The sequence below is a fragment of the Kitasatospora sp. NPDC059795 genome (genome assembly GCF_042732175.1).
In the GTDB taxonomy this organism is placed as follows: Bacteria; Actinomycetota; Actinomycetes; order Streptomycetales; family Streptomycetaceae; genus Kitasatospora.
Window position 1 is genome coordinate 865,150 of record NZ_JBHWID010000001.1, and the last position, 22,339, is coordinate 887,488.

A 22,339-nucleotide genomic window follows, 5' to 3' on the forward strand; every position below is an offset into this window, starting at 1 on the left:
CGTGATGTCGGCATGTCGGCAAGGAGAGAGCACTGATGAGCACAGGTGACAAGCGCCCGGACGCGGCCGTGGCGCTGGACGGCGTCCGCAAGCGCTACGGGACCGTCCAGGCACTCGACGGAGTGTCGCTGACCGTGGAACGCGGCGAGTTCTTCGGCATCCTCGGCCCCAACGGCGCCGGCAAGACCACCCTGGTGGAGATCGTCGAGGGCCTGCGCACCCCCGACTCCGGCACCGTCAGCGTGCTCGGCGAAAGCCCCTGGCCGCGCAACACCCCACTGCTGCGCCGCCTCGGCATCCAGACCCAGAGCTCCGCGTTCTTCACCCGGCTCACCGCCCGGGAACACCTGGAGACCGTCGCCGCGCTCTACCGCCTGGACCGCCCCGCCGCGATCCGCGCCCTCGACCTCGTCGACCTCGGCGAACAGGCCGACCGCCGCGTCGACCAGCTCTCCGGCGGCCAGCGCCAACGCCTCGCCCTCGCCACCGCGCTCATCCACGACCCCGAGCTGATCTTCCTCGACGAGCCGACCGCCGCCCTCGACCCGGCCGCCCGGCGCTCCCTGTGGGAGGTGCTGCGCGCCCTCAAGGGCGACGGCCGCACCATCGTCTACACCACCCACCACCTCGACGAGGCCGAGGCGCTGTGCGACCGGGTCGCGATCGTCGCCCGCGGCGCCGTACTCGCCGTCGACAGCCCCCGGCACCTGATCAAGTCCCTTGCCGCGCCCACCCGGCTGCGCGTCCCCGCCTACCGGCTCGGCGTCGACGACGTCCAGGGCCTCGCCGGCGTCGACACCGTCGGCATCGAAGGCGGCGACCTGGTCATCTCCACCCGCACGCCGAACCAGCTGCTGCTCGCCCTCGGCGAACTCGTCGACCTGGAGGAGATCACCACCCGCACCGCGACCCTGGAAGACGCCTACCTGGAACTGACCGCAACGGAGCGCCGATCATGAACGCCTACACCGCAGTGACCAGGGCCAGCTACCTCGCCTACCTGCGCGACCGCACCTCGGTGATCTTCACCTTCGCGTTCCCGCTGGTCTTCCTGATCGTCTTCGGGATGATCTTCCAGGGGCAGTCGGTGGACGGCGGCCTGTCCTACATCAACTACATCGCGCCCGGCGTGCTCTCCTGGGGCATCGGCAACGCCGCCCTGTTCGGCGTCGCCTTCACCCTGATGCACTGGCGCCGCGACGACCTGCTGCGGCTGATCTGGCGCACCCCCACCCCGCTGCCCACCGTGCTCGGCGCCCGCTACGCCGTCGCCCTCGGCACCGGACTCGTCCAGGCCGTGCTGTTCACCGCCGTCGCCCTCGGCGCGTTCGGCCTGCACCTGTCCGGGTCCTGGCCGCTCGCCCTGCCCGTGCTGGTCTTCGGCATCACCGCCTTCGCCGCGCTCGGCCTGGTCGTCGGCACCCTCGCCAACACCCCCGAGGCGGTCGCCGCGATCGCCAACTGCGTGATGGTCCCGATGGCGTTCCTGTCCGGCGCGTTCTACCCGATCGACCTGATGCCCGGCTGGCTCCAGGGCCTCTCCCGCGCCCTGCCGCTGCGCTACTTCGACGAAGGCGTCACCGACGCCGTCGGCGGCCGCGGCGGCGTCGCCCTGCCGTTCCTCGACTGCGCCGCCCTCACCGGCTTCACCCTGGTCTTCGCGCTGATCGCCGCCAAGACCTTCCGCTGGAGCAACCGCAACTGACGGACCGTCAACCCGCCTTTCAGGGACGCCCGTTCGCGCGGCGGCCCCGACCCCACGTCCGCTCCCACCCCGGCCCCGCCCGGCCGGGGTCTCCCGGAGGCACCCGATGACCACCCCCGCCGAGGCCTCGTTCGAAGCCGCCAGGGACCGGATGGAACGCCGACTCGCCGAACGCGCCGCCGCCGACGGGCACCCCGCGCCCGCCGTCGCCGTGCTCGGCGGCACCGACCTGCTCCGCCCCGAGGCCGCCGACGCCGCCCGCCGACGCGCCCGCGCCACCGTCCACCTCACCGCCCAGACCGTCCTGGTCGGGCCCTGGGGCGGCGACGACGAGGCGCAGGCCTGCGGCACCTGCCTCGCCATGCGCTGGCAGCGGCTGCGCAGCCGCACCGAACGCGACGCCCTGGAGACCGGCCGCACCAGCACCCTGGCCGGCCCCGGCCTGCCCGCCCTGCCCGACCACGCCGTCGACGCCGTCTGGGCCCTGCACCGCCTCACCGCCGACGCCACCGCCACCGCCACGGGACTGCCGCAGGTCTCCCGACTCGACCTGGAGACCCTGCGCGTCCAGACCGTCCCGCTGCTCGCCGAACCGCTCTGCCCGACCTGCGCCACCGACCGCGCCTCGGACCCCGAACAGCCCGTGCTGCCGCTGCTCTCCCGCACCAAGCCCGCCCCCGACCGCCGCCGACTGCACCCCGTCGACGGCTACGAACTGCCCGAAGCCGCACTCGCCAACCCCGTCTGCGGCGTCCTCGGCGCCGGCACCTGGTCCGACGTCGTCTCGCCCACCACCGCGCCCGTCGCCGGCTCCGTCTTCATGCGCGGCTACGCCGGACTCACCGACGTCACCTGGAGCGGCCAGGCCAACTCCTTCCGGGCCAGCCGCTCGCTCGCCTTCCTGGAAGGCCTGGAGCGCTACGCCGGCACCCACCGACGCGGCAACGCCCCCATGCTGACCGACAGTTACCACAACCTCGGGGCCGCCGCGCTCGACCCGCGCGAGGTCGGCCTGTACAGCGAACAGACCTACCGCGACGACCCGATGCTCGGCCCGTTCGACCCCGACCGGCCGATCCCCTGGGTCCAGGGCTGGTCCCTGCGCGACCAGAAACCCGTCCTCGTCCCCGCCCGGCTCTGCTACTACAGCGCCGGCATCGCCGCCGACAACTTCGTCTTCGAATGCTCCAACGGCTGCGCCATCGGCAGCTGCCTGGAAGAGGCCATCCTCCACGGCCTGCTCGAACTGATCGAACGCGACGCCTTCCTGCTCGGCTGGTACGGCAACGCCCCGCTGCCCGAGATCGACCTCACCGCCGCCACCGGCCCCGCGCTGCGCGCCATGCTCGACCGGGCCGCGCTGCTCGGCTACGACGTGCACGCCTTCGACAACCGGATCGACCTCGCCGTCCCCGTCGTCACCGCGCTCGCCGTCCGCCGCGACGGCGGCCCCGGCACCCTCGCCTTCGCCGCCTCCGCCGGCTTCGACCCCGAGGACACCGTCGAATCCGCCGTCTCCGAGATCCTCACCTACATCCCGCACCTGCCCGGCCAGGTCCGCGAACGCCCCGCCGAACTCGCCGCGATGGCCGAGAACTTCGACCTGGTGCGCCGCCTGCCCGACCACGCCGCCCTGTTCGGCCTGCCGCAGATGGCCGAGCACGCCCGCAGCTACCTGGAACCCGCCGGGCCCGCCCGGCCCGCCGCCGAACTGTACGCCGACTGGGCCGAGACCTGCCCGCGCGGCACCGACCTCCTCGACGACCTGCTGTTCTGCCGCGACCGGTTCACCGACGCCGGCCACGACGTCATCGTCGTCGACCAGACCTCGCCCGAACAGCGCCGCCTCGGCCTGCACACCGTCTGCACCCTGGTGCCCGGACTGCTCCCCATCGACTTCGGCTGGACCCGCCAGCGCGCCCTCCGACTGCCGCGCCTGCGCACCGCGTTGAGGCGCGGCGGGCTGCGCGACAGCGACCTCGCCGAGGACGAACTGCGGCTCGTCCCGCACCCGTTCCCGTAACCGGCGCCGGCCCCGTCCGCACCGCGCGGGCGGGGTCCGTCGCTTCTCGTCGCTCCTCGTTGCTTCCGGTCGCTTCCCGTCGCCCGGAAACGGCCGATGGCCCCCCGTCCCGTGAGGGCGGAGGGCCACCGGACTGCTGCGCCGCAGGCTCAGGCGGTGCAGGAGGTGGTGCTGGTGGTGCTGGAGCAGGTGCTGGTGCTGGAGCAGGAGGTCGAGGAGCCCAGCATGACCTCGGAGGTGTCCGAGTAGTCGCTGATCTCGAAGGTCTCCGACTCGAGGTTCAGGATCTCCTGGGCCAGCGACGCGAGCGAAGTGTCAGCCATGGCACTTCTCCTTTCGGTGCAGGGGGGCGGCCCGGCAGAGAACGGCCGGACCGGGACGGAAGGAGCCGGCTGCGGTTCTCGCGAACCACCGCCGTGCACACATCAGTTCTATCGACAGCCGCTGGCGGCACCGGGCGAACCCTACTGACAAGTCACTGACACGCCCGCCGAAGCAGCCCGCCGAAGCAGCCCGCCGAAGCAGCCCACCGACGAAGCCCGCCGAAGCAGCCCACCGACGCACCAGGAGTCCGCCCCGATGGCCACCGCCCCCTCCGCCGACGACCTCGCCCGCGCCGCCGAGCTCTACCTCGACCTGCACCGGCACCCCGAACTCTCCGGCGCCGAGGAACGCACCGCCGCCCGCTTCGGCGACCACCTGGCCGACGCCGGGTACCGGGTGACGCGCGGCATCGGCGGCCACGGCGTCGCCGGCGTGCTGCGCAACGGCCCCGGGCCGGTGGTGCTGCTGCGCGCCGAACTCGACGCGCTGCCGGTCGCCGAACGCACCGGCCTGCCGTACGCCTCCACCGCCACCGGCCGCACCCCCGACGGCCGCGAGGTGCCGGTGATGCACGCCTGCGGCCACGACGTCCACCTCGCCTGCGCCGTCGGGGCCGCCGACGCCCTCGCCGCGACGCGCGCGCACTGGCGCGGCACCGTGCTGATGGTCGGCCAGCCCGCCGAGGAGACCCTGTCGGGCGCCCGGGCGATGCTGGAGGACGGCCTGTACCGGCGCTTCGAGCCGCCGTCGGCGGTGCTCGCCCAGCACACCGCACCGCTGCCCGCCGGCATGGTCGCCCACGGCCGGGGCCCGATCACGGCCGGCAGCCGCACCCTGCGGGTGGTCATCCACGGCCGCGGCGGGCACGCCGGAGCACCCCAACTGGCGCTGGACCCGGTGGTGGCCGCGGCGGCCGTGGTGCTGCGGCTCCAGTCGATCGTGGCCCAGGAGACGTCGCCCGCCGAGCAGTTGGTGGTCACCGTCGGCTCCCTGGAAGCCGGCGGCCAGGGCAACGTCGTCCCCGACCGGGCCGCTCTGACGGTGACCGTGCGGGGTTTCGGCGAGGAGTCGCTGGAGCGGGCCTGTGCCGCGGTGCGGCGGATCGTCCGAGGCGAGGCCGCGGCGTCGGGCTGCCCGCGCGAGCCCGAGTTCGAGGAACTCTCCCGCTCCGGCGTCAACACCCCCGACCCGGGACTCGCCGCACAACTGCGCACCGCGCACCAGGAGTTGTTCGGCGCGGCCCGGGTCGCCGAGTGGCCGCCCGCGCTCGCCACCGAGGACTTCCCGCTGTTCGGACCGGCCGGCGAGAGCCTGCACGGCGTTCCTGGCATCCGCACCGCGTACTGGATGCTCGGCATGGTCGGCCCCGAGCAGTGGGCGGCCGCCCCGGGCACCGGTGCCGCACAGAAACTCGCCGCCCTGCCCGCCAACCACTCGCCCGAGTTCCGCCCTCAGGTCGGCGCCACCCTGCGCACCGGCATCGCCGCCCTGCACACGGCCGCCCTCACCGCCCTCGCCCGGCCGTAGCTGGGGCCCTGTTCGACGACGGCGCCGCGACCGGCGGGCTCACCCGACGGCGCCCGCAGTCAGGGGCGGCCGAGCCGCGAGCGCAGGCGGCGGAGGACGGAACCCTCACGCTCGGCGAAGCCCCGGACTGGGGCGGCTCCGTGAGCATCGCTTTCGACCTCGACTGAGCCCGCCCGCTCGGCACTGATCGTGATTGAACGTCCACGGCGGGTGTGCGGCAGGCCGTAAGGTCGTGCCGCGATCGAGGTTCCCTTCCCGCACGAGGCGCAGGGCCGGACGCTCCGTCAGCTGATGGGCGAGCCGGTGGCGGCTTCCTGCTCTTCGGCCGGTTCGCCTTCACCGTCCGCCACCGCTGGTTCCGCAACTGGGTCAACTCCCGGGCCGGGCAGCGACTTGGACCGAGTGAGAGGGGTTCTGCCAACGGCGACCTGCGGATTCGCGAGGGGCTCCGGGGTGTTCGCAGAACTCTCGCAACTGGTCATTCATGCGAATCGCCGAGCGTCACGCTTGTCACCGAGCAGTTGAACGTCATGCGACCTGATTCCGCCGGGGCCGTGGGGTGAGCGCGGACGGGCCCGGCGTTCGCGGGTTGCGGTCGCTCACCCCGCTCCGGCGCATGCCTCCGCCTCTGCCAGGTACCGCGCCACCGGGCCCAGGGTCAGCATTCCGCTGGCGGCGCCGGCGTGATCTGCACAGGCATCACGCAGGGCAGCCGCAGCGCGCGCGGCGATTCCGCGCTCGCCGAGGCGTACGGCGGCGCGGGCGGTCAGGCACCACATGGCCTCCTGCATGTGGTCACGCGGTGGTTCGGGCACCGCAGCGAGGGCGGTACGGGCCTGCTCGCCCCGGTCCTGGGCGAGCAGCACGAGGGGGCGGGCCCAGGGCCGGTACGGGCCCCAGTCGAGGTGCGGGTCGGTGGGCGCGGGACGGTCGTGCAGCAGACGCAGTCCCAGGAGGGCGAGCGGGAACAGGCCGCGGTGCAGCCCCGGCATCCCGGCCGTCCGGAGGGCGTCCTCGGCAGCGCGGTAGTGCGCTGCTGCCGTGGCGGCGGTCGGTCCGCCGGGTTCGGCGCTGCGGGCGGCCGTGGCCCGGGCCCTGAACCACCCGGTGAGGACGGGGACGAGGGGCGCCTCGGTGGTGGCGGCGAGCCGGTCGGCTGCATCGGCGTGCGAGGTCGCGGCGTCGAGGTCGCCGAGGGCCGAGGCGGATTGCAGGCGGACGAGTCGGCCGAGCACGGCGAAGTTCGGCAGCTCGTGCCGGGTGGCCAGGTCGAGGATCTCGGCGCCGGTCCTGTCCCGTGCGGCCGCGAGCCCGGGACGGCTGAAGGACTGTAGGAACACCCCGTTGAGGGCGAAGGTCAGCAGGGCGGGATCGGCCAAGTCCCGTGCCAGTTCCTCGGCCTGACGCGCCGCCTGCTGCGCGTGCTTCAGCTCGGTCCCGGACAGATCGGCGCTGCGGCTCTCGACGGCGACCGTGGCCAGGAGGCGGGCGCGCAGGTCGGCGGGGCCGTCCGGGCCCAGCCCGGTGAGCGTGCGCTCGGCAGCCGCGACGACGGCGCGGGACTGCTCGGGGTCGTCGGCCCGGCTCCAGATGGCGGGCACGTCGTAGGCGCCGATGATCCGGGCGGTCAGGGAGAGGTCTCCCGTGCGTTCCGCCGCCTGGATGGCGGCGAGGCGGTCGCGCCGCGAGCGGACGAGGGCGTCGCCACCCGCCAGTGCGAGGGTGCGGGCCAGGTCCACGGTGGTGCGCGGGCCGAGCCGGACACCAGGGCCGGTCCACGCGGTACGTGCTGCTTCGGGGGGCGCGGACCCGTTGAGGATGTCCGTCTCCAGACGCTGAAGGTCGCCACCGGGGTCGAGTCCGAGTTGGTCGACGAGCATCGCGCGGGCACGGCGGAGCGTGGCCAGCGCGTCGGCCCGGCGGCCCGCGCGGTACAGCGCGCGGGCAAGCAGCTCCCAGGCCGGCTCGCGCCACGGGTGTTCGGCGACATGGGCACCCAGTTCGGCGACGAGATCGGCCCCTTCCCCGGAGTCGAGAAGGATCCGGGCGCGCAGTTCCACCCCCTCCAACCTCAATTCCTCCAGCCGGTTCCGCTCGCGCTGCGCCCATGCGGAGCCGGTCACATCGGCGTAGGCGGGTCCTCGCCAGGCCGCGAGTGCCGCGCCGAGGTCGGTCACCGCGGCGGGGTTGCGGCGGGCTCGGGCCAGGGTGTCCTGGAACCGGTGGACGTCCACGTCCTCGCGCGGCAGGCGCAGCGCGTAGCCGGGACCTTCGGTGACGATGACGCGCGGCGGATTGCGGGGCGGCCGGTCGGGTTCGAGGGCGCGTCGCAGCGCGGCGACGAAGGTGCGCAAAGCGCCAACGGCGCGGGCCGGCGGATCGGTCCACAGGTCATCGACGAGGGTGTCGGTGGTGACCATCCGTCCCTCGGCGGCGACGAGCCGGGCGAGTACCTCACGATGGCGGGGTCCGCCCAGGTCAACCGGGCTGCCGTCGTCGCGGAGGGCCCGCACCACACCGAGCACGTCGATTCGCATGCCCCCATCCTCCGTGCAGGGGCCGACTGCTCCCAACCGTACTGATCGGCTGCTGATCGCCGTCGCGCAGGCTGATCCGGTCAAGTCCCCGACCCGAAAGGGTGGTCCCTCATGGCGCTCACCATTCCCGGCTTCGATCACGTCCGCCTGCCCGGTGCGGACGGTGTCGAGCTGGCTGCCGCTGTCGGCGGCAGCGGTAGCCCGGTCGTGCTGTTGCACGGTTTTCCCCAGACCCACCTGATGTGGCGACACGTCGCCGAGCGGCTCGCCGACGAGCACACGGTGATCTGTCCTGACCTGCGGGGCTACGGCGCCAGCGACAAGCCGACCGCCACCGACCCCGATGTGTACGCCAAGCGCACCATGGCCGCCGACGTCGTGACCCTGGCGGCGGCGCTCGGCCACGAGCGCTTTGCCCTCGTCGGCCACGACCGAGGCGCCCTGGTCGCCTTCCGGGCGGGGTTGGACCACCCCGAGACCATCACGCACCTGGGCATCCTCGACGTCGTGCCGACGCTCGACATGTGGAACGTCCTGCATGGCGCCTCGGCGGCGATCGGCTACCACCTCTTCCTGATGGCGCAGCCGCCGGGCCTGCCGGAGACGATGATCGCAGCCAGCGCGGACGCGTTCTTCGGCTCGTTCCTCGACGCCTGGGCCAACGACCCGACCACCATGCCCGAGGATGTACGTGCCGAATACCTGCGCGCGAGCGCCGCGGCAGTGACGTCGATCGTCGCGGACTACCGGGCCTCGGCGGACATCGACGTCATGCACGACCAAGCGGACCTGGACGCCGGGTCGCAGCTGGCCATGCCCGTGACGGTCGTCCAGCAGGACTGGGGCGCGCAGCTCGGCTACGACGCTGCCGGGGTGTGGAAGGCGTGGGCGCCGGACCTGGACCACCGGCTGACCCGCGCCGGGCACTTCATGGCTGAAGAGGCACCCGACGAGATCGCAGCCGTGATCCGGGGCCTGCTGGCCCGCTGAGCCTCCTGCTCTCGACTCGTCGGCCGGGCCACGGCCGGTCGGCGAGCGCCAGGTTCTCGGCGATCAGCCTTCTTTTCTTGCGCTGGGTCCCCAGGCGGTGCCGCCCGGCCTACCCGGGGTACAACGAACGGCCCGACGTCTTGGGTGCGCCGGCGGTCGGTTCTCGTCCTCGTCGTCCTCGTCGTCCTCGGCCGCGAAGGCCTCCGGCTGAACGCGAGGTCGCGCCGGCGCCAACCCGGTGGACCTGTGCGGGTACAGCGTCAGGAGGCGTCCACGACGGTGTCGGAGAGGCGGTAGGCGGTGGAGGTGTCGACGCCGAGGGCAGCGAGCAGGTCGAGGGCGGTGGTGAGGGACGGGGCTCCGGCCAGGCGAGCGGCGGCAAGGTCGGCGGGGAGGCGGCCGGCGGCGCTCAGGGCTGCCCACTGGGTGGCGGAGAGGGCAAGGTAGCGCAGGCCGGGGAGATCGGCCAGCACCACCAAGTCCGTGGTGGGGCAACGGGACAGGTCGAGGGAGCGCAGCGCGGGGAGAGTGCGCAGCGGGGCGAGGTCGATCGGGGTCTCCGAACCGACGGCGAGTGCGGCGAGGTGCGGGTGGCCGGCGAGCGGGATGAGGTCGGCCCCAAGGGCGAGGTCGATGGCCAGGTCCTCGATGGGGAGTGCTGCCAGGGGGGACAGGTCGGTGGTGGCGCAGCGGTTGAGGTGCAGGCGCCGCAGGTTCGGGGTGGCGGAGAGCGGGACGAGGTCGACGGGTGACGGGGCGTCGTTGAGGTGGATCGCCTGGACGCCCGGCGCGAGTCGCTCGTCCAGGGCCGAGACCACCAGCTGGCGCGGGTCGTCCGCGGACTGCTGCGGGGCGTGCGGATCTCGCAGGTCCAGGGCCTGGCCGAGCCAGGCGGTGACGGAGGAAGCGACGTAGCGGGGGCCGTCGTTGAAGTCGCGGCCGACTTCGATCACCTGGCCGGGGCGGCCGTCTGCGGCCGGTGCGAGGTCCACGGCGAAGTAGTTGCCGTCGAAGCAGGTGGCGAACGGGAGCCAGCCCGGATGCCCGGAGCAGCGGCGCACGGTGTTCGGTGGGTCGGCGTCGAAGATCACCTGGTTCCAGCCGAGTTCCCAGCCGAACCAGGTCGGGACGCCGATGTAGTCGTCGCGCTGGGCCACGGCTGCGTCGAGCGGCAGCCAGCCGTACCCGGCCAGTGCCTCGCTCGCGTCGTCTCCGTCGGCTTCCAGGTAGAGCGCCCGCAGGTCCGCAGGCAGCGGCCGGCCGAGGTGGCGCTCGGCGGCGGCGAGCTGCTCCTCGGTGACGGGCGCGGGCATCTCCGGGGCCGCGCCGGAGCGTTCGGCGTGCTTCCGGAGGACGGCCCGCAGCCGCTCGACCGCCTCCGCAGGGTCCCCGGCCTGGCTCGGCCCGGACGGTTCTGCGCCGTCGGCCGCGCCTGGTTCGGACGGTTCGAAGTCGGAGTCGAGAGTCAGTGTCCAGCCGTCCTCGGGGCCGCCCCCGGGCAGCAGCTCATTCCGGAACACCACCAGTTCGAAGGCACCCGACGGGCGGCAGGTCAACTCCAGGGCGATGCCCGCCCAGCCATGGCTGTCCCGGAACCGGGACGCCAGCGAGGCGAGGTCCTGGTGTGGGAACGGCGTCCGGAAGAAGGAGCCCGGACGGCTCGGCACCACGTACCCGCCGGCGGACAGGCTGACGCTCCCTCGGCTCGCGTGCCCGCGCAGCACGCACTTCGTCCAGCCCTCCGGCGCCTGTGCGACGACCTCCGTCGTGATCTGCCGCGCCGCCTGTTCCACTGTCAGGTCCATTTCCGCCCCTTTTTGTCCACTGTTCGGGTGATCATGTCAGCAGGCTGCGACAGAGCGACCGGCTGGGCTTCACGGGTGCGGCGTTCGGGGCGTTCCTGCCGCTCGGCCGGGGCGGCGGCTCGCAGCTGCTGTGGTGGACGACGGCGATGAGCGCGCTGCTGGCCGTCGGCTGCTTTGTCGCGGCGATCGTCCCGCGCCGTCGCCAGGGGAGGCAGGGGAGGCAGAGGCGGCTGTGGCGGCTGGGACGGCGCGGGCAGCGCGGGCGGCGGTCGGGGGCGGTCGGCGCGCCCGGCTACTTCGAGCACATTCCCGCGGAGGACGGCGCCGAGCGGCTGAGCAGCGCGTTCGAGGCCTCCGGCCGTGATCCGGGGCGGGCGTTGCCGGCCTCGCCGATCGGGACCAGTACGATCATCCGCTCGACGTGCCGATGGATCGAGGCGGCCACGACGCTGCTGCTGTTCGCGCCGGTGCAGGTCGGCGCGGTGCTGCGGCCGGTCTGACACGCCGCAGCCCCGGCCGGGGGAGGGCCGGGGCTGCGGGGCGGGGCGGGTCGGGGAGACGGGGGCGGTCAGGCGGCGGCGGGGGCCGGGAGGTCGAGGCCGCGGGTGGTGACCAGGTGGGCGGTGCCGTCCACCAGGCGGTAGGAGAGGCCGACGACGGCGGTGCGTCCGGCGGCGACCGCGTCGGAGACGATGCGCGAGCGGTCGAGCAGCAGGGCCACGGTGTGCCTTATGTGCTCGTCGATGAAGTGCGAGTTGTCGGTGTGCCCGGCGGCGTTCGCGGCGAGCACGCTCGGGGTGACCCGCTCGATCACGTCGCGGACGAAGCCCTCGCCGGTGGCGCCGGCGGCGACCGCCTCGCGGGTGGCGGCGACGGCGCCGCAGGAGTCGTGGCCGAGGACGATGACCAGCGGGGTGCCCAGCAGGCTCACGCCGTACTCGATGCTGCCGAGCACCTCCGGGCCGAGCACGTGGCCGGCGGTGCGGACCACGAAGAGGTCGCCGAGGCCCTGGTCGAAGATGATCTCGGCGGCGAGTCGGGAGTCGGAGCAGCCGAACAGCACCGCGAACGGGGTCTGCGCCGGTGCGGTCTGGGCTCGGCGGGCGGCGTCCTGGTTGGGGTGGTCCGGGCTGCCGGCGACGAACCTGCCGTTGCCCGCCAGCAGCATCTCGAAGGCTTCCGTGGGAGTGAGGTGCGCGGCGTCTGTCATGCCTCGCAGACTACGTCCCCCGGCTATCGGGAGGCTCGTCCGGGCCACCTCCTGGACTCTTCCGAGCCGTTCGTGAACCGGGAGAAATCGGTCGGGAACGGCCGGAATCGTTCGGATATCGGTGTGCTGGCCGCGATAATTATGCAGGCGATGCGCCATTGGTGCGGATGCAGACGACTGCGACGACTGCTCCGGCCGTTTCCGCGCCGGCATTGACGCCCGGCGCGGCCGCTCAGTAGCAGCGGTACTCGCGGGAGCCCTCGTTGGTGTTGCCGAAATTGTTGCGGAACACCACGTTGTAGTGGCCGTAGCGGTAGCCGTTGCCGCCGGTGTACGTGTACGACAGGGTCTGCACGAAGCCGCCGTTGCCGTAGAAGTTGGTGTACGAGTCGGGGCAGCCCAGGCCGGTCAGGTCGGCGATCGGCGCGGCGGAGGCGGTTCCCGCCAGGCCGAGCGTCAGGGCGCCGCCGAGGGCGAGGACGGATACGACCTTGGCGGTGCGGCGGACGGCCATGTGGGGCTCCTCGGGATGTGGGCCGATGTGGTGGCGGAGAGGATCTTTCCCAGTTTGAGTTGAGCGCGTCAATGGTATGGACCAATCGGGACGGAGGTTGGCCGGAATCCGGCTTGGCGCGCGGTAGCGTTCCGGCGCACGGGAACGGCGACGGAGGGAGCACGCGGTGGACGGCGTGGACGGCGCGGACGGCTGGGAGTGGGACGAGACGCTGTTCGCGGGCACCGCCCGGTACTACACGCGCGGCCGGCTCCCGTACGCCCCCGGCCTGCCGGACGCGCTCGCCCGGGCACTGCAACTCGACGGCACCGGACGGCTGCTGGACCTCGGCTGCGGCCCCGGAACGCTCACCCTCGGCCTCGCCGAACTCTTCGCCGAGGCGGTCGGCGTCGACCCGGACCCCGAGATGCTCGCCGAGGCAGCCCGTGCGGCCCGTGCGGCCCGTGCTACCCGCGCTGCTGGCGCCGACCGTGCCGCCGGACCGGCCGGCAGGGTGCGATGGGTGCGCGCCCGCGCCGAACAACTGCCGCCCGGGCTCGGCACGTTCACCGTCGCCACGTTCGGCAACTCCTTCCACTGGATGGACCGCGAGCAGGTCGCCGCCACCGTCCGCGGCCTGCTGCGCCCCGGCGGCGCGGCCGTCCACCTCTCCGACTGGAAGGCCGAGCCGCCGGCCACCGCCGCCCTGCCGTATCCGCCACTGCCGCACGCCGCGATCGACGCCCTGGTCCGCGCCCACCTGGGCCCCGTTCGTCGGGCCGGCCGCGGACTGCTGCCGCACGGCACCCCGGGCGGGGAGTCCGGGATCTTCGCCCGCGCCGGCTTCGCCGGCCCCGAACGCCTGATCGTCCCCGGCGGCGCGATCCTGCACCGCACCGAGGACGACGCCGTCGCCGCCGTTCTCTCGCTCTCCTCCTCCGCCCCGCACCTGTTCGGCCCCCGACTCCCCGCCTTCGAGACCGACCTGCGCCACCTCCTCCGCGAGGCGTCCCCGTCGGGCCGCTTCGCCGTACGCCTGCCGAGCACCGAGGCGGTGATCTGGCGGCGCGACTGACACACCGTCAACCTCCGTGTACCGTAGGTCGGTTGATGACAGAATCCTGGGACTCCATCGCCGACGGGTACGCGGCCCGGCTGCGGGACGGCTCCGCGCTGCACGAGTTCAACCGCGACGCCCTGCTCGCCCACCTCCCCGAACGCCTCGACGGGCAACGGGTGCTCGACCTCGGCTGCGGCGAAGGCATCATCGCCCGCGCGGTGGCCGCCCGGGGCGCGTCCGTGGTGGGCATCGACCCGTCGCCCGCCATGATCGCCCACGCGCGGGCGCAGGGGAGCGGCGTGGACTACGCGGTGGACGACGGCTGCGTGCTGAGCACCGTCTCCGACTGCTCCGTCGACCGGGTCACCGCCGGGTTGTCGCTGAACAACGTGCCGGACCTCGACGCCGCACTCGCCGCCGTGCGACGGGTCCTGGTGCCGCACGGCTCGCTCGTCCTGACGATCCCGCACCCGTGCTTCGAAGCCCCGCACGCCGCCTGGACGGCGGACGCCGACGGAACCGTCCGCCGCGTCGTCGGCCAGTACCTCGACGAGGGCTTCTGGCGCTCCGCCGACCCCGGGAGCGTCCGCCGGGTCGGCAACCAGCACCGCACCCTCGCCACCGTCCTGACCGCCCTGCTGCGGCACGGCTTCGTCCTGGAGGCCGTCGCCGAACCGCCCCCCACCGCCCGGCTCGCAGCCGCCCGGCCGGAACGGGCCGCACTGCCCCCGTTCCTGGCCGTCCGGGCCCGGCGCGGCGCGGCGCGTAGCCGGGGGCGGTCAGGCGGTGTCGCGGTAGAGGGCGGCCGTCGCGGCGGTGACGGCGGCGGCGAGGACGAGGGCCCAGGGGAGGTGGTGGTGCAGGACGAGGACGGCGCCCGGGACGGTGCCGGCGGTCATGGTGAGGGCGGCGAGGATGCGGCGGCGCTGACGGGGCGATCGGCGGCGCGCCAGACGGGTGTCGGCGGCGAGGCCGGTGAGGGTCATGGTCAGGACGGTGGTGGTGAGGTCGGGGACGCCCAGGCTGCGGACGGTGGCGTTGCGCAGACCCATGGCGACGGCGAGCAGCGCGATCACGCCGTACTGGAGGGCGCCGCCGGTGCCGAACGCGAAGGCCACGGCGGCGGCCGCGAGGTGCAGCACGGTCTCGGCGGCCAGCGCGGGCCGCAGCCGGCCGGTGGTGTGGCGTCCGCCGAGGGCCGCGCCGAGCAGGAACGCGGCGAGCGAGGTGAGCGAGCCGAGGACGGAGAACCCGGGCGCGCCCGCCAGTGCGAAGCCGATGACCACCACGTTGCCGGTCATGTTGGCGGCGAACACGTGGGCGAGCCCGAGGTAGCTGACCGCGTCGATCAGCCCGCTCACCGCCGTCAGCCCGAACAGTGCGAGCGCCAGCGGATCGCCGTCCTCCGTCGTCGCCCCGACCGGCCGCGCCGGTGGCTCGGCGGCGGCGGTCGAGGGCACGGTGCCTCCCGGGCTGTGAGGTGACGGACAGTCAGTAGCGTGCCAGAGCGGGGCTGCGCAGCGGCGGAACCCGCCGACACGTTCCGCCGGACGCCTCCCGAGGCCCGCGTGACCGGGCATCCTGGTGGCACAACGAGGCTTCGGCGTTCGGAGATTGACGATGCATCGGCAGAACCCGCCCGGACCGCACCTGAACCGCCGAGGCCTGCTGACCGCCGCTGCCGCGGTCGGCCTGGCCGCAGGAGCGGCCGGCCCGGGGAGCGCCGCCGCGGCGGGCCCGGGGAGCGCCGCTGTGGCCGGCCCGGGGAGCGCCGCTGTGGCCGGCCCGCCGCCGGGAGGCCGGGACCCGGAGACCTTCGGGCCCGCGCAGGTGCGGCCGGGCGACCCGCGGTACGAGAGCCTGTTGCGCGGCGACAACCACCGGTTCGTCGGGCATCCCGACGAAGTGCGGGTGGTCGGCAGCACCGCGCAGGTCGTGCAGGCCGTGCAAGACGCCGTCCGCGCCGGGAAGCGGATCGGGGTGCGGAGCGGAGGCCACTGCTTCGAGAACTTCACCACGGACCCGGAGATCCGGCTGCTGCTGGACCTCTCGCAGCTGGACGCCGTCGGCTACGACCCGTCGCGACGGGCCTTCGAGGTGCAGCCGGGCGCCACCCTGGGCCGGGTGTACCGGACGCTGTTCAAGGGCTGGGGCGTGACGATCCCGGCCGGCGGCTGCCCGGAGGTCGGCGCGGGCGGGCACCTGGTCGGCGGCGGCTACGGCCCGCTCTCACGGCGGTACGGCTCGGTGGTGGACCACCTGTACGGCGTCGAGGTGGTGGTCGTCGACCGGGACGGCACCGCCCGGGCGGTCGTCGCCACCCGCGAACCCGACGACCCGAACCGGGACCTGTGGTGGGCGCACACCGGGGGCGGCGGCGGCAACTTCGGCGTGGTCACCCGCTACTGGCTGCGCTCGCCCGACGCCGACGCCGACGCCGATGCCGATGCCGGTGCCGGTGCCGCCGCCCGGGCGGCTGTCGCGCCCGACCCCCGCCGCCTGCTGCCGCCCGCCCCGGCCGAGATCCTCGAAGCGCTGATCGAATGGACCTGGGACCCGGAGAGGACCACCGAGCAGGCCGTCACCACCCTGATCCGCAACTTCTGCACCTGGCACGAGCAGCACAGCGACCCCGGCCCGCCCTACGACGCCCTCTACGCGATCCTCCAACTCGCCCACCAGGACGCCGGAACCTTCTCCATGGTCGTGCAGATCGACGCCGGCGTCCCCCACGCGGCCGACCTGGTCGACGAGTTCGTCGCCCACGTCAACGCCGGCACCGGCCTCACCCCCGACGGCGGCAGCGCCACCGCCCCCTGGCTGTACGTCATGACCTGGCCGGGCAACGGCGAGTCCGGCACCATCATCACCCGCCGCTACAAGGGCAAGGCCGGCTACCTGAAGCGCTCCTTCACCGACACCCAACTCGCCACCATCCACCGCCACTTGACCAACGCCACCGGCAGCGCCGAGTGCGGCATGCTGATCGTCGGCTACGGCGGCCGGGTCCGCGCCGTCCGCCCCGACGCCACCGCCGTCGCCCAGCGCGACGTCGTGATGAAGGCCGTCTACCACAGCATCTGGGCCGACGAGAGCGACGACGCCGCCCGCCTGTCCTGGGTCCGCGAGCTGTACCGCGACGTCTACCGCGACACCGGCGGCGTCCCCGTCCCCGGCGAGGTCAGCGACGGCTCCTACATCAATTACCCCGACACCGACCTCGCGGACCCGGCCTGGAACACCTCCGGCACCCCCTGGCACACCCTCTACTACAAGGACAACTACCCCCGCCTCCAACGCGTCAAGTCCCACTGGGACCCGCGCAACGTGTTCCGCCACGCCCTCGCGATCGAACTGCCGCACTGACCTGTCGGGCAGGCCCAGGTCGAACATCCGGTAGGGGGATCATATCGGGATGAAGGGGGCAAATGAAGGGGTGTGTGGTGTGCTGTGAAGGAATGGGCAAGCAACAGTGCCTGCCTGAAGCGCCGACGGAGCCCGGTGTGCGGTGTGCCGGGTCCTCAGGTATCGGCAGATTCGCGAGGGTGTACTCGGATCAATGCTGACTTTTGCTGACCTGAGCTGACGTTGCGTCAGTGGTGCGGGCCGGGTTCTGGCTACGTGCAGGTAGCCGTGGTGCTGGTGCCGACATCCACAGCTGGACCTTGAGACGCAGGCAGGTTCGACTTGAGGGCGGGAACGCCGGCGGTCCGCTGTCGAGCACGATGACGGCGTTACCGGGGGAGATGTAAGAGGACGTTAAGTCCGTTTCTGGATGATTTGGTGTCGCCCGTTCGTGGGTGTGGAGGCATTCGAGCCGACTTGCATGTCGTGTGCATGATGGGATCGCGGCATAGAACGGATGCCGTACTCAACAGACTTGTCCGACGGACAATGGGCCTTGATCGAGCCGCTGGTCACCGCCTGGAAGCAGGAGCGGGTGTCGCGGTCGGCGACCGGGGACCCGGGCTCCTGCGACCTGCGCGAGGTCGTGAACGCCCTGCTGTACCAGAATCGGACGGGCTGTCAGTGGCGACTTCTGCCACATGACTTACCGACCTGGTCGGCGGTGTTCTACTACTTCACCCTGTGGCGTCAGGACGGTCTTGACCAGCGGATCCAGGAGATCCTGCGCTGCCAGGTGCGGGAGCGGGCCCGCCGATTGGAGGACCCGTCCCTGGTGATCATCGACACCCAGTCCGTCCGCGTGGCGGCCGGGGTGCCGAAGGAGACGACGGGGCTGGACGCGAGCAAGAAGACGCCCGGGAGGAAGCGGGGACTGGCCGTCGACGTGCTGGGCCTGATCATCGGCGTGGTGGTCCTGGTCGCCGGCGCGCACGACAACGAGGCCGGCATCGCCCTGCTGGACCAGGCGGCCGAGCGGTGCGGGATGCGTCTGGAGAAGGCCTTGGTCGACCAGGGCTTCAAGGACGCCGTGATCATCCACGGGGCGGTGAAGGACATTACCGTCGAGGTGGTCCGGCGCAACCTCGACGACGTGGGCAAGGGGTTCGTTCCGCAACCGAAGCGGTGGGTGGTCGAGCAGGTCAACGGCGCTCTCATGCTCCACCGGCGCCTCGCCCGTGACTACGACCACCGGCCCGACAACGCCGCCTCCCGCGTCTACTGGGCTTCCATCGCCGGCATGCTCCGCCGTCTCACCACCCCCAGCCCCGCCTGGCGCGACGACGTCGAGCCGGCTGCGTGAACGTCACCGAACTCCTGCGGCTGTTGCAGGTTGAACACGATGAGACCGCCGCACGCGCCGAGGGCCTGCGCGAACAGATCGAGCAACTCATCGGCGCCCTGGCCGAGGTCGAGGCCCGCCTCGCCGAGATCGTCACCACCGGCAAGGTCATCGACGGCCTTACCCTTCCCGACCACGAACCGGTTCCTGCGGAGACCGCCACCGTCTACCAGCGCATCGTTACCGCCTTCAACGAACACCCCAGGCGGGTCTTCCGGGTTCGCGACCTGCACGAACTCCTCGGCCTGCCCACCGACGAGCCCTCGATCAACGTCACCCGCTCCCGCCTGGGACGACTCGTTCGTCAGGGACTCCTCGACCAACCCGGACGCGGTCGCTTCCAGAAACGGACTTAACGTCCTCTCAGCACTGGGCGTACTGCCCAAGCCGTTGTGGTGTCCGATCAGGGCTCGGAGTTGGAGGAAGTCGAAGTGGGGGCAAGGCGGTGCGAGCGTTGCGGCTGTGCGCTCAGCAGGTACAACGCCGGCGACAGGGTGTGCGGTCCGTGCGCGCGAACAGCTTTCAAGGCGCCGGTAGACGTAGTGCCGGCGTGGGTGTGGCGCGATGCGGCGGTGCGCGGCAGCCTGGCCGAACTGGACTTCGGGGGGCTGAGCAGACGCCTGCGCGACCTCCTCCAGATTCATCAGGACGAGCTTGCCGACATCACCGGGTTGACGCAGGGCTACCTGTCCCGGCTGGAGTCGGGGCGGGTGCGGCTGACGCACATCGACCGGATCGTCGGCTACCTCGACGCGATCGGAACCCCGCCCGACCTGGCCCGCCTTCCCCTTCGCGCTGCGGAAGTCCCAGCCAGCCGGGACGGGCGCGACAGTGAGGCCTGCCCTCGGTCAGGGGCTTCTGTGCCAGTCGCCGTCGGTGGACCGCCCGCCGATGCTGTGCGGGGCGAGGCCCGGATCGACAGCGGCCTGCTACGGTCGCCGGCATGACGCTCGCTGACACGGCCAGCCGGCCGGTGGACCTTCGGAAGGAACCGGTCGGCCACGTTCTCGAACTGGTCGAGAAGCGCCTCGGTACGACCCTGGATCGAAGCCGTCTGGTCCTCAAGCGCCGGACGGCCGGAGCGCCCACCGACCGCTCGACCTGGGTCCGGATCGAGCGCCGCCCCTGGAACAGGGCGCGCGAGCAGGGCTGGGCCGGTACCGAGACCGCCGCCGCGTTGACCGGTGTGGCCATGCCCCGGTGGACCGGATCGGTCGCCTGGCCCGAGCCGGGCGACGGGGCGATCTGGCGGGCGGACGAGACCTCCCTCCTCCCGGCCGCGCTGGTCGGCACAGCGATTCTGGCCACCGAGCCGGACCTGCCCGGCAGTTGGTGGGCCGCCCTGGGCACGTCCCTCGACGCGCTCGCCGGGCAGTGCACCGCGAGGGTGGCGACGCCAGACACCGTGGCGATCACCCAGCAGCACGTCGACGAGGTGATCCGGTCCGCGTTCCCGCTGGCCGTGAACACGGAGGTGGGGTCCTGGCGCCCCGCGCACGCGGATCTGAACTGGGCGAACGTCACCGGCCCGTCGTTCTGCCTGTTCGACTGGGAGGACTGGGGCCTGGCACCGCGGGGCTTGGACTCGGCGTCGCTGCTGGCCTCGTCGCTCGCCGTCCCGGCACTCGCCGACCGCGTGCGGCGCGAACGCCGGGCGGACCTGGAGAGCCGGGACGGCAAGGTGATGCGGCTGTTCGTCCTGGCGAAGGTCGCCGGTCCTCATGCTCACCCGGACGACCCTCGGGTCGATCCCGCCCGGGCCGAGGCCGAGCTGCTGGTTCACGAACTTCAACGGGCGTGAGCAGCCCGCGTGGCCAGCAAGTCCCGTTACCGCCCAACGAGTTCGGTGTCGATGGCCAGGCCAGCGGCATCGGCCAGCTCGCGCAGGTGGTCGGGTTGGTCGGTGCCTACCGCGACAGCCCTGACCGCCGGAAGCTCGAAGGAGACCCGGAGCGCCGCCTGCACCTTCGTCACCCCTGTCGTCTCACCGGCCAGGAAGAGACGAGGGTCGCTCGTGCGCCAAGGCGGATCGGCGAGACTGCCCCCGAACGGGCTCATTCCCCACCGCCGCTCGGCACCGATGCCCCATTCCGCAGCGAGGAACTCGGCTGCGGCCAGTACCTCGTGACGGACGAGCAGCCCCGACCGGGCCATCAGGACCTCGGGAGTGGAGGGCAGCGGCGCCCCGAGCGTGGCCAGGGCGCGCGGATCCCACGTCGAAATCCCCCAAGTCGCGCAGGTGCCGGCCTTCGCCGCCTCGGCGAGGACGTCGCATGCGGCAGTCGACTGCTGCGGGCCCTGCTCGCCGACGCCGAGCGACGCCTCCGGGTTGTGCAGCAGAACCACGTCCGGCTCCCGGCCGAGATCGCGAACGGCCTGGCCGAGCGCGGCCCGCAGGTCGCCTGGATCGAGGCTGTGGTGGGTGCCGCCGGGGCCGGGGAAGTAGCCGACCTTGGTGGAGAGCGTGAATCTGGACAGTAGGTCGTCGCCAAGGCCGGCGAGCGTCGCGTGCGAGGTGAAACCCCGGTAGTTGAACGCGGTGTCGATCGCGGTGACACCGAGGTTCAACGCGGCGGTCAGGACGCGGCGTTCGTGACGAGACCGGTGTAGCCCGAGGACAACTCGTCGGTCAGCGGCGCGCACAGGCCCTCCTTCACCAACAGGGCGGCCACCGCGTGCGCTTCGGTGCCGACCGCGGCCTCGGCGTCGGTCAGCGCCACCGGGCGCCCGCTGAGCAGCAGCCGCAGGGCGGGCTCGGCCTTGGCCGCGAAGACGAGACGCTGTCCGGCGCCGAGCACCTCCACGGTGCTGCCGGCCGAGTGGATCTCCGGACGGAAGTTCGTCGTGCACACCGCCGTGGTCAGCGGTCCGAACAGGTCCAGGTGAGGGATCTGCCGTGCGGGCCCGGCCGCGCGCTCGTAGGCAGTGAGGAACTCGGCGGGTGTCCGAAGGTCCACCAACTCCCTTGCGGCGGAGCGCAGTCCGGTGTCGTCGGCACCCGGGGTGCGGACGAGGTCGAGCCGGAACACCTCCTGCTCGCGGCACCAGTCGGCGAGCCAGGCCATCCAGTTGGCGCCGGTGCGCTTGGTGATGCCGAACGTGACATGCAGGGAATGGCCGCCGGCCCCTTGTCCGGCACGTCCCGCCCGGTGCCAGTGTCCGCGCGGGATGTGCATCACGTCGCCGGCGCCCATCACGCCGGACCACAGCACCTCCTCGCTCGGCGTGGCGTTGGGATCGGCGTCCTGGTACATGGGTGCCACCCGGGACGGGCCGCGGACCTCCCAGCCCTTCTCGCCCGCCAGCTGGACCACCACGACGTCGTGGTCGTCCCAGTGCAACGGGAAGCCCTCCGCCTCGCCGGCGGTCCAGTAGACGTTCACCTGGACCCGCTCCCCGCTCCACCACTGCAACGCCCGGCACGCCACCTCCAAGGTGGGGTCCGCGACGTTCGCCTGATCGAGGATCACCGTCGCGCCCTCCCGGAGCAGCCGTCCCGGCGTGTTCATGTTGACCATCGGGATGCTCTGGCCCCGAGGGCTGACGTTGTCGGTGAAGTAGACCGCCGGGTGAACCTCGACCTGCTCCTGGAACACCCGGAAATGCGGCCGATACAGGCTGCGCCGCATCACCAGGTCGAGGAGCCGCTACGGGGTGAGCAGCCGTTCCGCGAGTCCCTCCTTCGCTGTGTGGCCTCGTGCGAACCGGTGGCCGATCGGCTCCGGTCCCGTCCATCCGAGCGCCGTCTCGATGGCGCCGATCAGTTTGTGTTCCACGTGTACCTCCCCTGAATTCCGGTTGCCGGACCGGGCGGGGGGGGGGCGGGTCCGCGGGACGGGGCGGCCGGCCCGAGCGGAGGAATACGGCAGCTGATTGTACAGCGCCCGGCCCGACGCGGGGGGGAGGCCCCCCCGCCGC

General features: G+C 72.9%; 19 protein-coding genes and 2 pseudogenes. 13 read left to right on the plus strand and 8 right to left on the minus strand.

The window, feature by feature from the left end; all coding sequences use genetic code 11:
• Positions 1 to 35: 35 nt before the first annotated feature.
• The 3 genes from ACFV4P_RS03885 (at position 36) to ACFV4P_RS03895 (ending at position 3,728) form a co-directional block, all read left to right on the plus strand.
• Entirely contained in the window at positions 36 to 959 is a 924-nt protein-coding gene (locus ACFV4P_RS03885) for an ABC transporter ATP-binding protein (RefSeq protein ID WP_380467057.1), read from the plus strand.
• The gene (locus ACFV4P_RS03890) at positions 956 to 1,705 is read left to right on the plus strand and encodes an ABC transporter permease (protein ID WP_380467059.1); all 750 of its coding nucleotides are present in this window, start codon (positions 956 to 958) and stop codon (positions 1,703 to 1,705) included. The genes ACFV4P_RS03885 and ACFV4P_RS03890 overlap by 4 nt, the downstream gene beginning before the upstream one ends.
• Before the next feature lie 106 nt (positions 1,706 to 1,811).
• The gene (locus ACFV4P_RS03895; protein ID WP_380467061.1) at positions 1,812 to 3,728 is read left to right on the plus strand and encodes a TOMM precursor leader peptide-binding protein; all 1,917 of its coding nucleotides are present in this window, start codon (positions 1,812 to 1,814) and stop codon (positions 3,726 to 3,728) included.
• 149 nt (positions 3,729 to 3,877) lie between these two features.
• On the opposite strand, the gene ACFV4P_RS03900 is transcribed toward ACFV4P_RS03895, so the two are convergent.
• Positions 3,878 to 4,051, minus strand: a complete 174-nt coding sequence (locus ACFV4P_RS03900; protein ID WP_073810233.1) for a thiazolylpeptide-type bacteriocin — start codon at positions 4,049 to 4,051, stop codon at positions 3,878 to 3,880.
• A gap of 256 nt (positions 4,052 to 4,307) precedes the next feature.
• On the opposite strand from ACFV4P_RS03900, the gene ACFV4P_RS03905 reads away from it, so the two are divergent.
• Positions 4,308 to 5,579, plus strand: a complete 1,272-nt coding sequence (locus tag ACFV4P_RS03905) for an amidohydrolase (RefSeq protein ID WP_380467064.1) — start codon at positions 4,308 to 4,310, stop codon at positions 5,577 to 5,579.
• A gap of 599 nt (positions 5,580 to 6,178) precedes the next feature.
• Here the strand turns inward: ACFV4P_RS03905 and ACFV4P_RS03910 are convergent.
• Positions 6,179 to 8,116 (minus strand): BTAD domain-containing putative transcriptional regulator, encoded by a 1,938-nt coding sequence (locus ACFV4P_RS03910; protein WP_380467066.1) that lies wholly within the window; start codon positions 8,114 to 8,116, stop codon positions 6,179 to 6,181.
• Positions 8,117 to 8,227: 111 nt separating this feature from the next.
• On the opposite strand from ACFV4P_RS03910, the gene ACFV4P_RS03915 reads away from it, so the two are divergent.
• Positions 8,228 to 9,106: an alpha/beta fold hydrolase gene (locus ACFV4P_RS03915; RefSeq protein ID WP_380467068.1), complete on the plus strand. Its 879-nt coding sequence runs from the start codon at positions 8,228 to 8,230 to the stop codon at positions 9,104 to 9,106.
• Positions 9,107 to 9,366: 260 nt separating this feature from the next.
• Here ACFV4P_RS03915 and ACFV4P_RS03920 read toward each other — a convergent pair whose 3' ends face one another.
• Complete coding sequence (locus tag ACFV4P_RS03920; protein ID WP_380467070.1) at positions 9,367 to 10,911, minus strand: SMI1/KNR4 family protein; 1,545 nt, start codon at positions 10,909 to 10,911, stop codon at positions 9,367 to 9,369.
• Positions 10,912 to 11,057: 146 nt separating this feature from the next.
• Between ACFV4P_RS03920 and ACFV4P_RS03925 the strand changes: the two genes are divergently transcribed.
• Positions 11,058 to 11,411, plus strand: coding sequence for a hypothetical protein (locus ACFV4P_RS03925; RefSeq protein ID WP_380467073.1), 354 nt, complete (start codon positions 11,058 to 11,060; stop codon positions 11,409 to 11,411).
• Positions 11,412 to 11,479: 68 nt separating this feature from the next.
• Here ACFV4P_RS03925 and ACFV4P_RS03930 read toward each other — a convergent pair whose 3' ends face one another.
• Positions 11,480 to 12,121 (minus strand): carbonic anhydrase, encoded by a 642-nt coding sequence (locus ACFV4P_RS03930; protein WP_380467076.1) that lies wholly within the window; start codon positions 12,119 to 12,121, stop codon positions 11,480 to 11,482.
• Between the two features lie 232 nt (positions 12,122 to 12,353).
• The gene (locus ACFV4P_RS03935) at positions 12,354 to 12,635 is read right to left on the minus strand and encodes a hypothetical protein (RefSeq protein ID WP_073810243.1); all 282 of its coding nucleotides are present in this window, start codon (positions 12,633 to 12,635) and stop codon (positions 12,354 to 12,356) included.
• A gap of 175 nt (positions 12,636 to 12,810) precedes the next feature.
• Here ACFV4P_RS03935 and ACFV4P_RS03940 point away from each other — a divergent pair, with 175 nt between their 5' ends.
• Together ACFV4P_RS03940 and ACFV4P_RS03945 are read left to right on the plus strand one after the other, a co-directional pair.
• Complete coding sequence (locus ACFV4P_RS03940) at positions 12,811 to 13,689, plus strand: class I SAM-dependent methyltransferase (RefSeq protein WP_380467121.1); 879 nt, start codon at positions 12,811 to 12,813, stop codon at positions 13,687 to 13,689.
• 35 nt (positions 13,690 to 13,724) lie between these two features.
• Positions 13,725 to 14,147, plus strand: a pseudogene (locus ACFV4P_RS03945) (class I SAM-dependent methyltransferase); the annotation flags it as partial.
• A 306-nt stretch (positions 14,148 to 14,453) separates the two neighbouring features.
• On the opposite strand, the gene ACFV4P_RS03950 reads toward ACFV4P_RS03945, so the two are convergent.
• A complete protein-coding gene (locus ACFV4P_RS03950) occupies positions 14,454 to 15,134 on the minus strand; it encodes a YoaK family protein (protein ID WP_380467078.1) in 681 nt (226 codons plus the stop codon).
• 160 nt (positions 15,135 to 15,294) lie between these two features.
• On the opposite strand from ACFV4P_RS03950, the gene ACFV4P_RS03955 reads away from it, so the two are divergent.
• From ACFV4P_RS03955 to ACFV4P_RS03975, 5 genes are all read left to right on the plus strand, one after another.
• A complete protein-coding gene (locus tag ACFV4P_RS03955; RefSeq protein ID WP_380467081.1) occupies positions 15,295 to 17,040 on the plus strand; it encodes an FAD-binding oxidoreductase in 1,746 nt (581 codons plus the stop codon).
• A gap of 487 nt (positions 17,041 to 17,527) precedes the next feature.
• Positions 17,528 to 18,382: an IS5 family transposase gene (locus ACFV4P_RS03960; protein ID WP_380467123.1), complete on the plus strand. Its 855-nt coding sequence runs from the start codon at positions 17,528 to 17,530 to the stop codon at positions 18,380 to 18,382.
• Complete coding sequence (locus ACFV4P_RS03965; protein ID WP_380467083.1) at positions 18,379 to 18,777, plus strand: hypothetical protein; 399 nt, start codon at positions 18,379 to 18,381, stop codon at positions 18,775 to 18,777. The genes ACFV4P_RS03960 and ACFV4P_RS03965 overlap by 4 nt, the downstream gene beginning before the upstream one ends.
• A gap of 216 nt (positions 18,778 to 18,993) precedes the next feature.
• A complete protein-coding gene (locus tag ACFV4P_RS03970; RefSeq protein ID WP_380467085.1) occupies positions 18,994 to 19,368 on the plus strand; it encodes a helix-turn-helix domain-containing protein in 375 nt (124 codons plus the stop codon).
• The gene (locus ACFV4P_RS03975; protein WP_380467087.1) at positions 19,365 to 20,222 is read left to right on the plus strand and encodes a hypothetical protein; all 858 of its coding nucleotides are present in this window, start codon (positions 19,365 to 19,367) and stop codon (positions 20,220 to 20,222) included. The genes ACFV4P_RS03970 and ACFV4P_RS03975 overlap by 4 nt, the downstream gene beginning before the upstream one ends.
• 26 nt (positions 20,223 to 20,248) lie before the next feature.
• Here the strand turns inward: ACFV4P_RS03975 and ACFV4P_RS03980 are convergent, their stop codons facing one another.
• Complete coding sequence (locus ACFV4P_RS03980; RefSeq protein ID WP_380467089.1) at positions 20,249 to 21,064, minus strand: aldo/keto reductase; 816 nt, start codon at positions 21,062 to 21,064, stop codon at positions 20,249 to 20,251.
• A pseudogene (locus tag ACFV4P_RS03985) lies at positions 20,998 to 22,197 on the minus strand (JmjC domain-containing protein). Before ACFV4P_RS03985 ends, ACFV4P_RS03980 begins: the two are co-directional and overlap by 67 nt.
• Positions 22,198 to 22,339: the final 142 nt, after the last annotated feature.

What these genes read in the sequence shown, in the direction of transcription:
- ACFV4P_RS03975 (WP_380467087.1), top strand. Translation starts at nt 19,365, where the DNA reads ATGACGCTCGCTGACACGGCCAGCCGGCCGGTGGACCTTCGGAAGGAA.
- ACFV4P_RS03890 (WP_380467059.1), top strand. Translation starts at nt 956, where the DNA reads ATGAACGCCTACACCGCAGTGACCAGGGCCAGCTACCTCGCCTACCTG.
- ACFV4P_RS03930 (WP_380467076.1), bottom strand. Translation starts at nt 12,121, where the DNA reads ATGACAGACGCCGCGCACCTCACTCCCACGGAAGCCTTCGAGATGCTG.
- ACFV4P_RS03925 (WP_380467073.1), top strand. Translation starts at nt 11,058, where the DNA reads ATGAGCGCGCTGCTGGCCGTCGGCTGCTTTGTCGCGGCGATCGTCCCG.
- ACFV4P_RS03915 (WP_380467068.1), top strand. Translation starts at nt 8,228, where the DNA reads ATGGCGCTCACCATTCCCGGCTTCGATCACGTCCGCCTGCCCGGTGCG.
- ACFV4P_RS03910 (WP_380467066.1), bottom strand. Translation starts at nt 8,116, where the DNA reads ATGCGAATCGACGTGCTCGGTGTGGTGCGGGCCCTCCGCGACGACGGC.
- ACFV4P_RS03900 (WP_073810233.1), bottom strand. Translation starts at nt 4,051, where the DNA reads ATGGCTGACACTTCGCTCGCGTCGCTGGCCCAGGAGATCCTGAACCTC.
- ACFV4P_RS03895 (WP_380467061.1), top strand. Translation starts at nt 1,812, where the DNA reads ATGACCACCCCCGCCGAGGCCTCGTTCGAAGCCGCCAGGGACCGGATG.
- ACFV4P_RS03955 (WP_380467081.1), top strand. Translation starts at nt 15,295, where the DNA reads ATGCATCGGCAGAACCCGCCCGGACCGCACCTGAACCGCCGAGGCCTG.
- ACFV4P_RS03935 (WP_073810243.1), bottom strand. Translation starts at nt 12,635, where the DNA reads ATGGCCGTCCGCCGCACCGCCAAGGTCGTATCCGTCCTCGCCCTCGGC.
- ACFV4P_RS03905 (WP_380467064.1), top strand. Translation starts at nt 4,308, where the DNA reads ATGGCCACCGCCCCCTCCGCCGACGACCTCGCCCGCGCCGCCGAGCTC.
- ACFV4P_RS03920 (WP_380467070.1), bottom strand. Translation starts at nt 10,911, where the DNA reads ATGGACCTGACAGTGGAACAGGCGGCGCGGCAGATCACGACGGAGGTC.
- ACFV4P_RS03885 (WP_380467057.1), top strand. Translation starts at nt 36, where the DNA reads ATGAGCACAGGTGACAAGCGCCCGGACGCGGCCGTGGCGCTGGACGGC.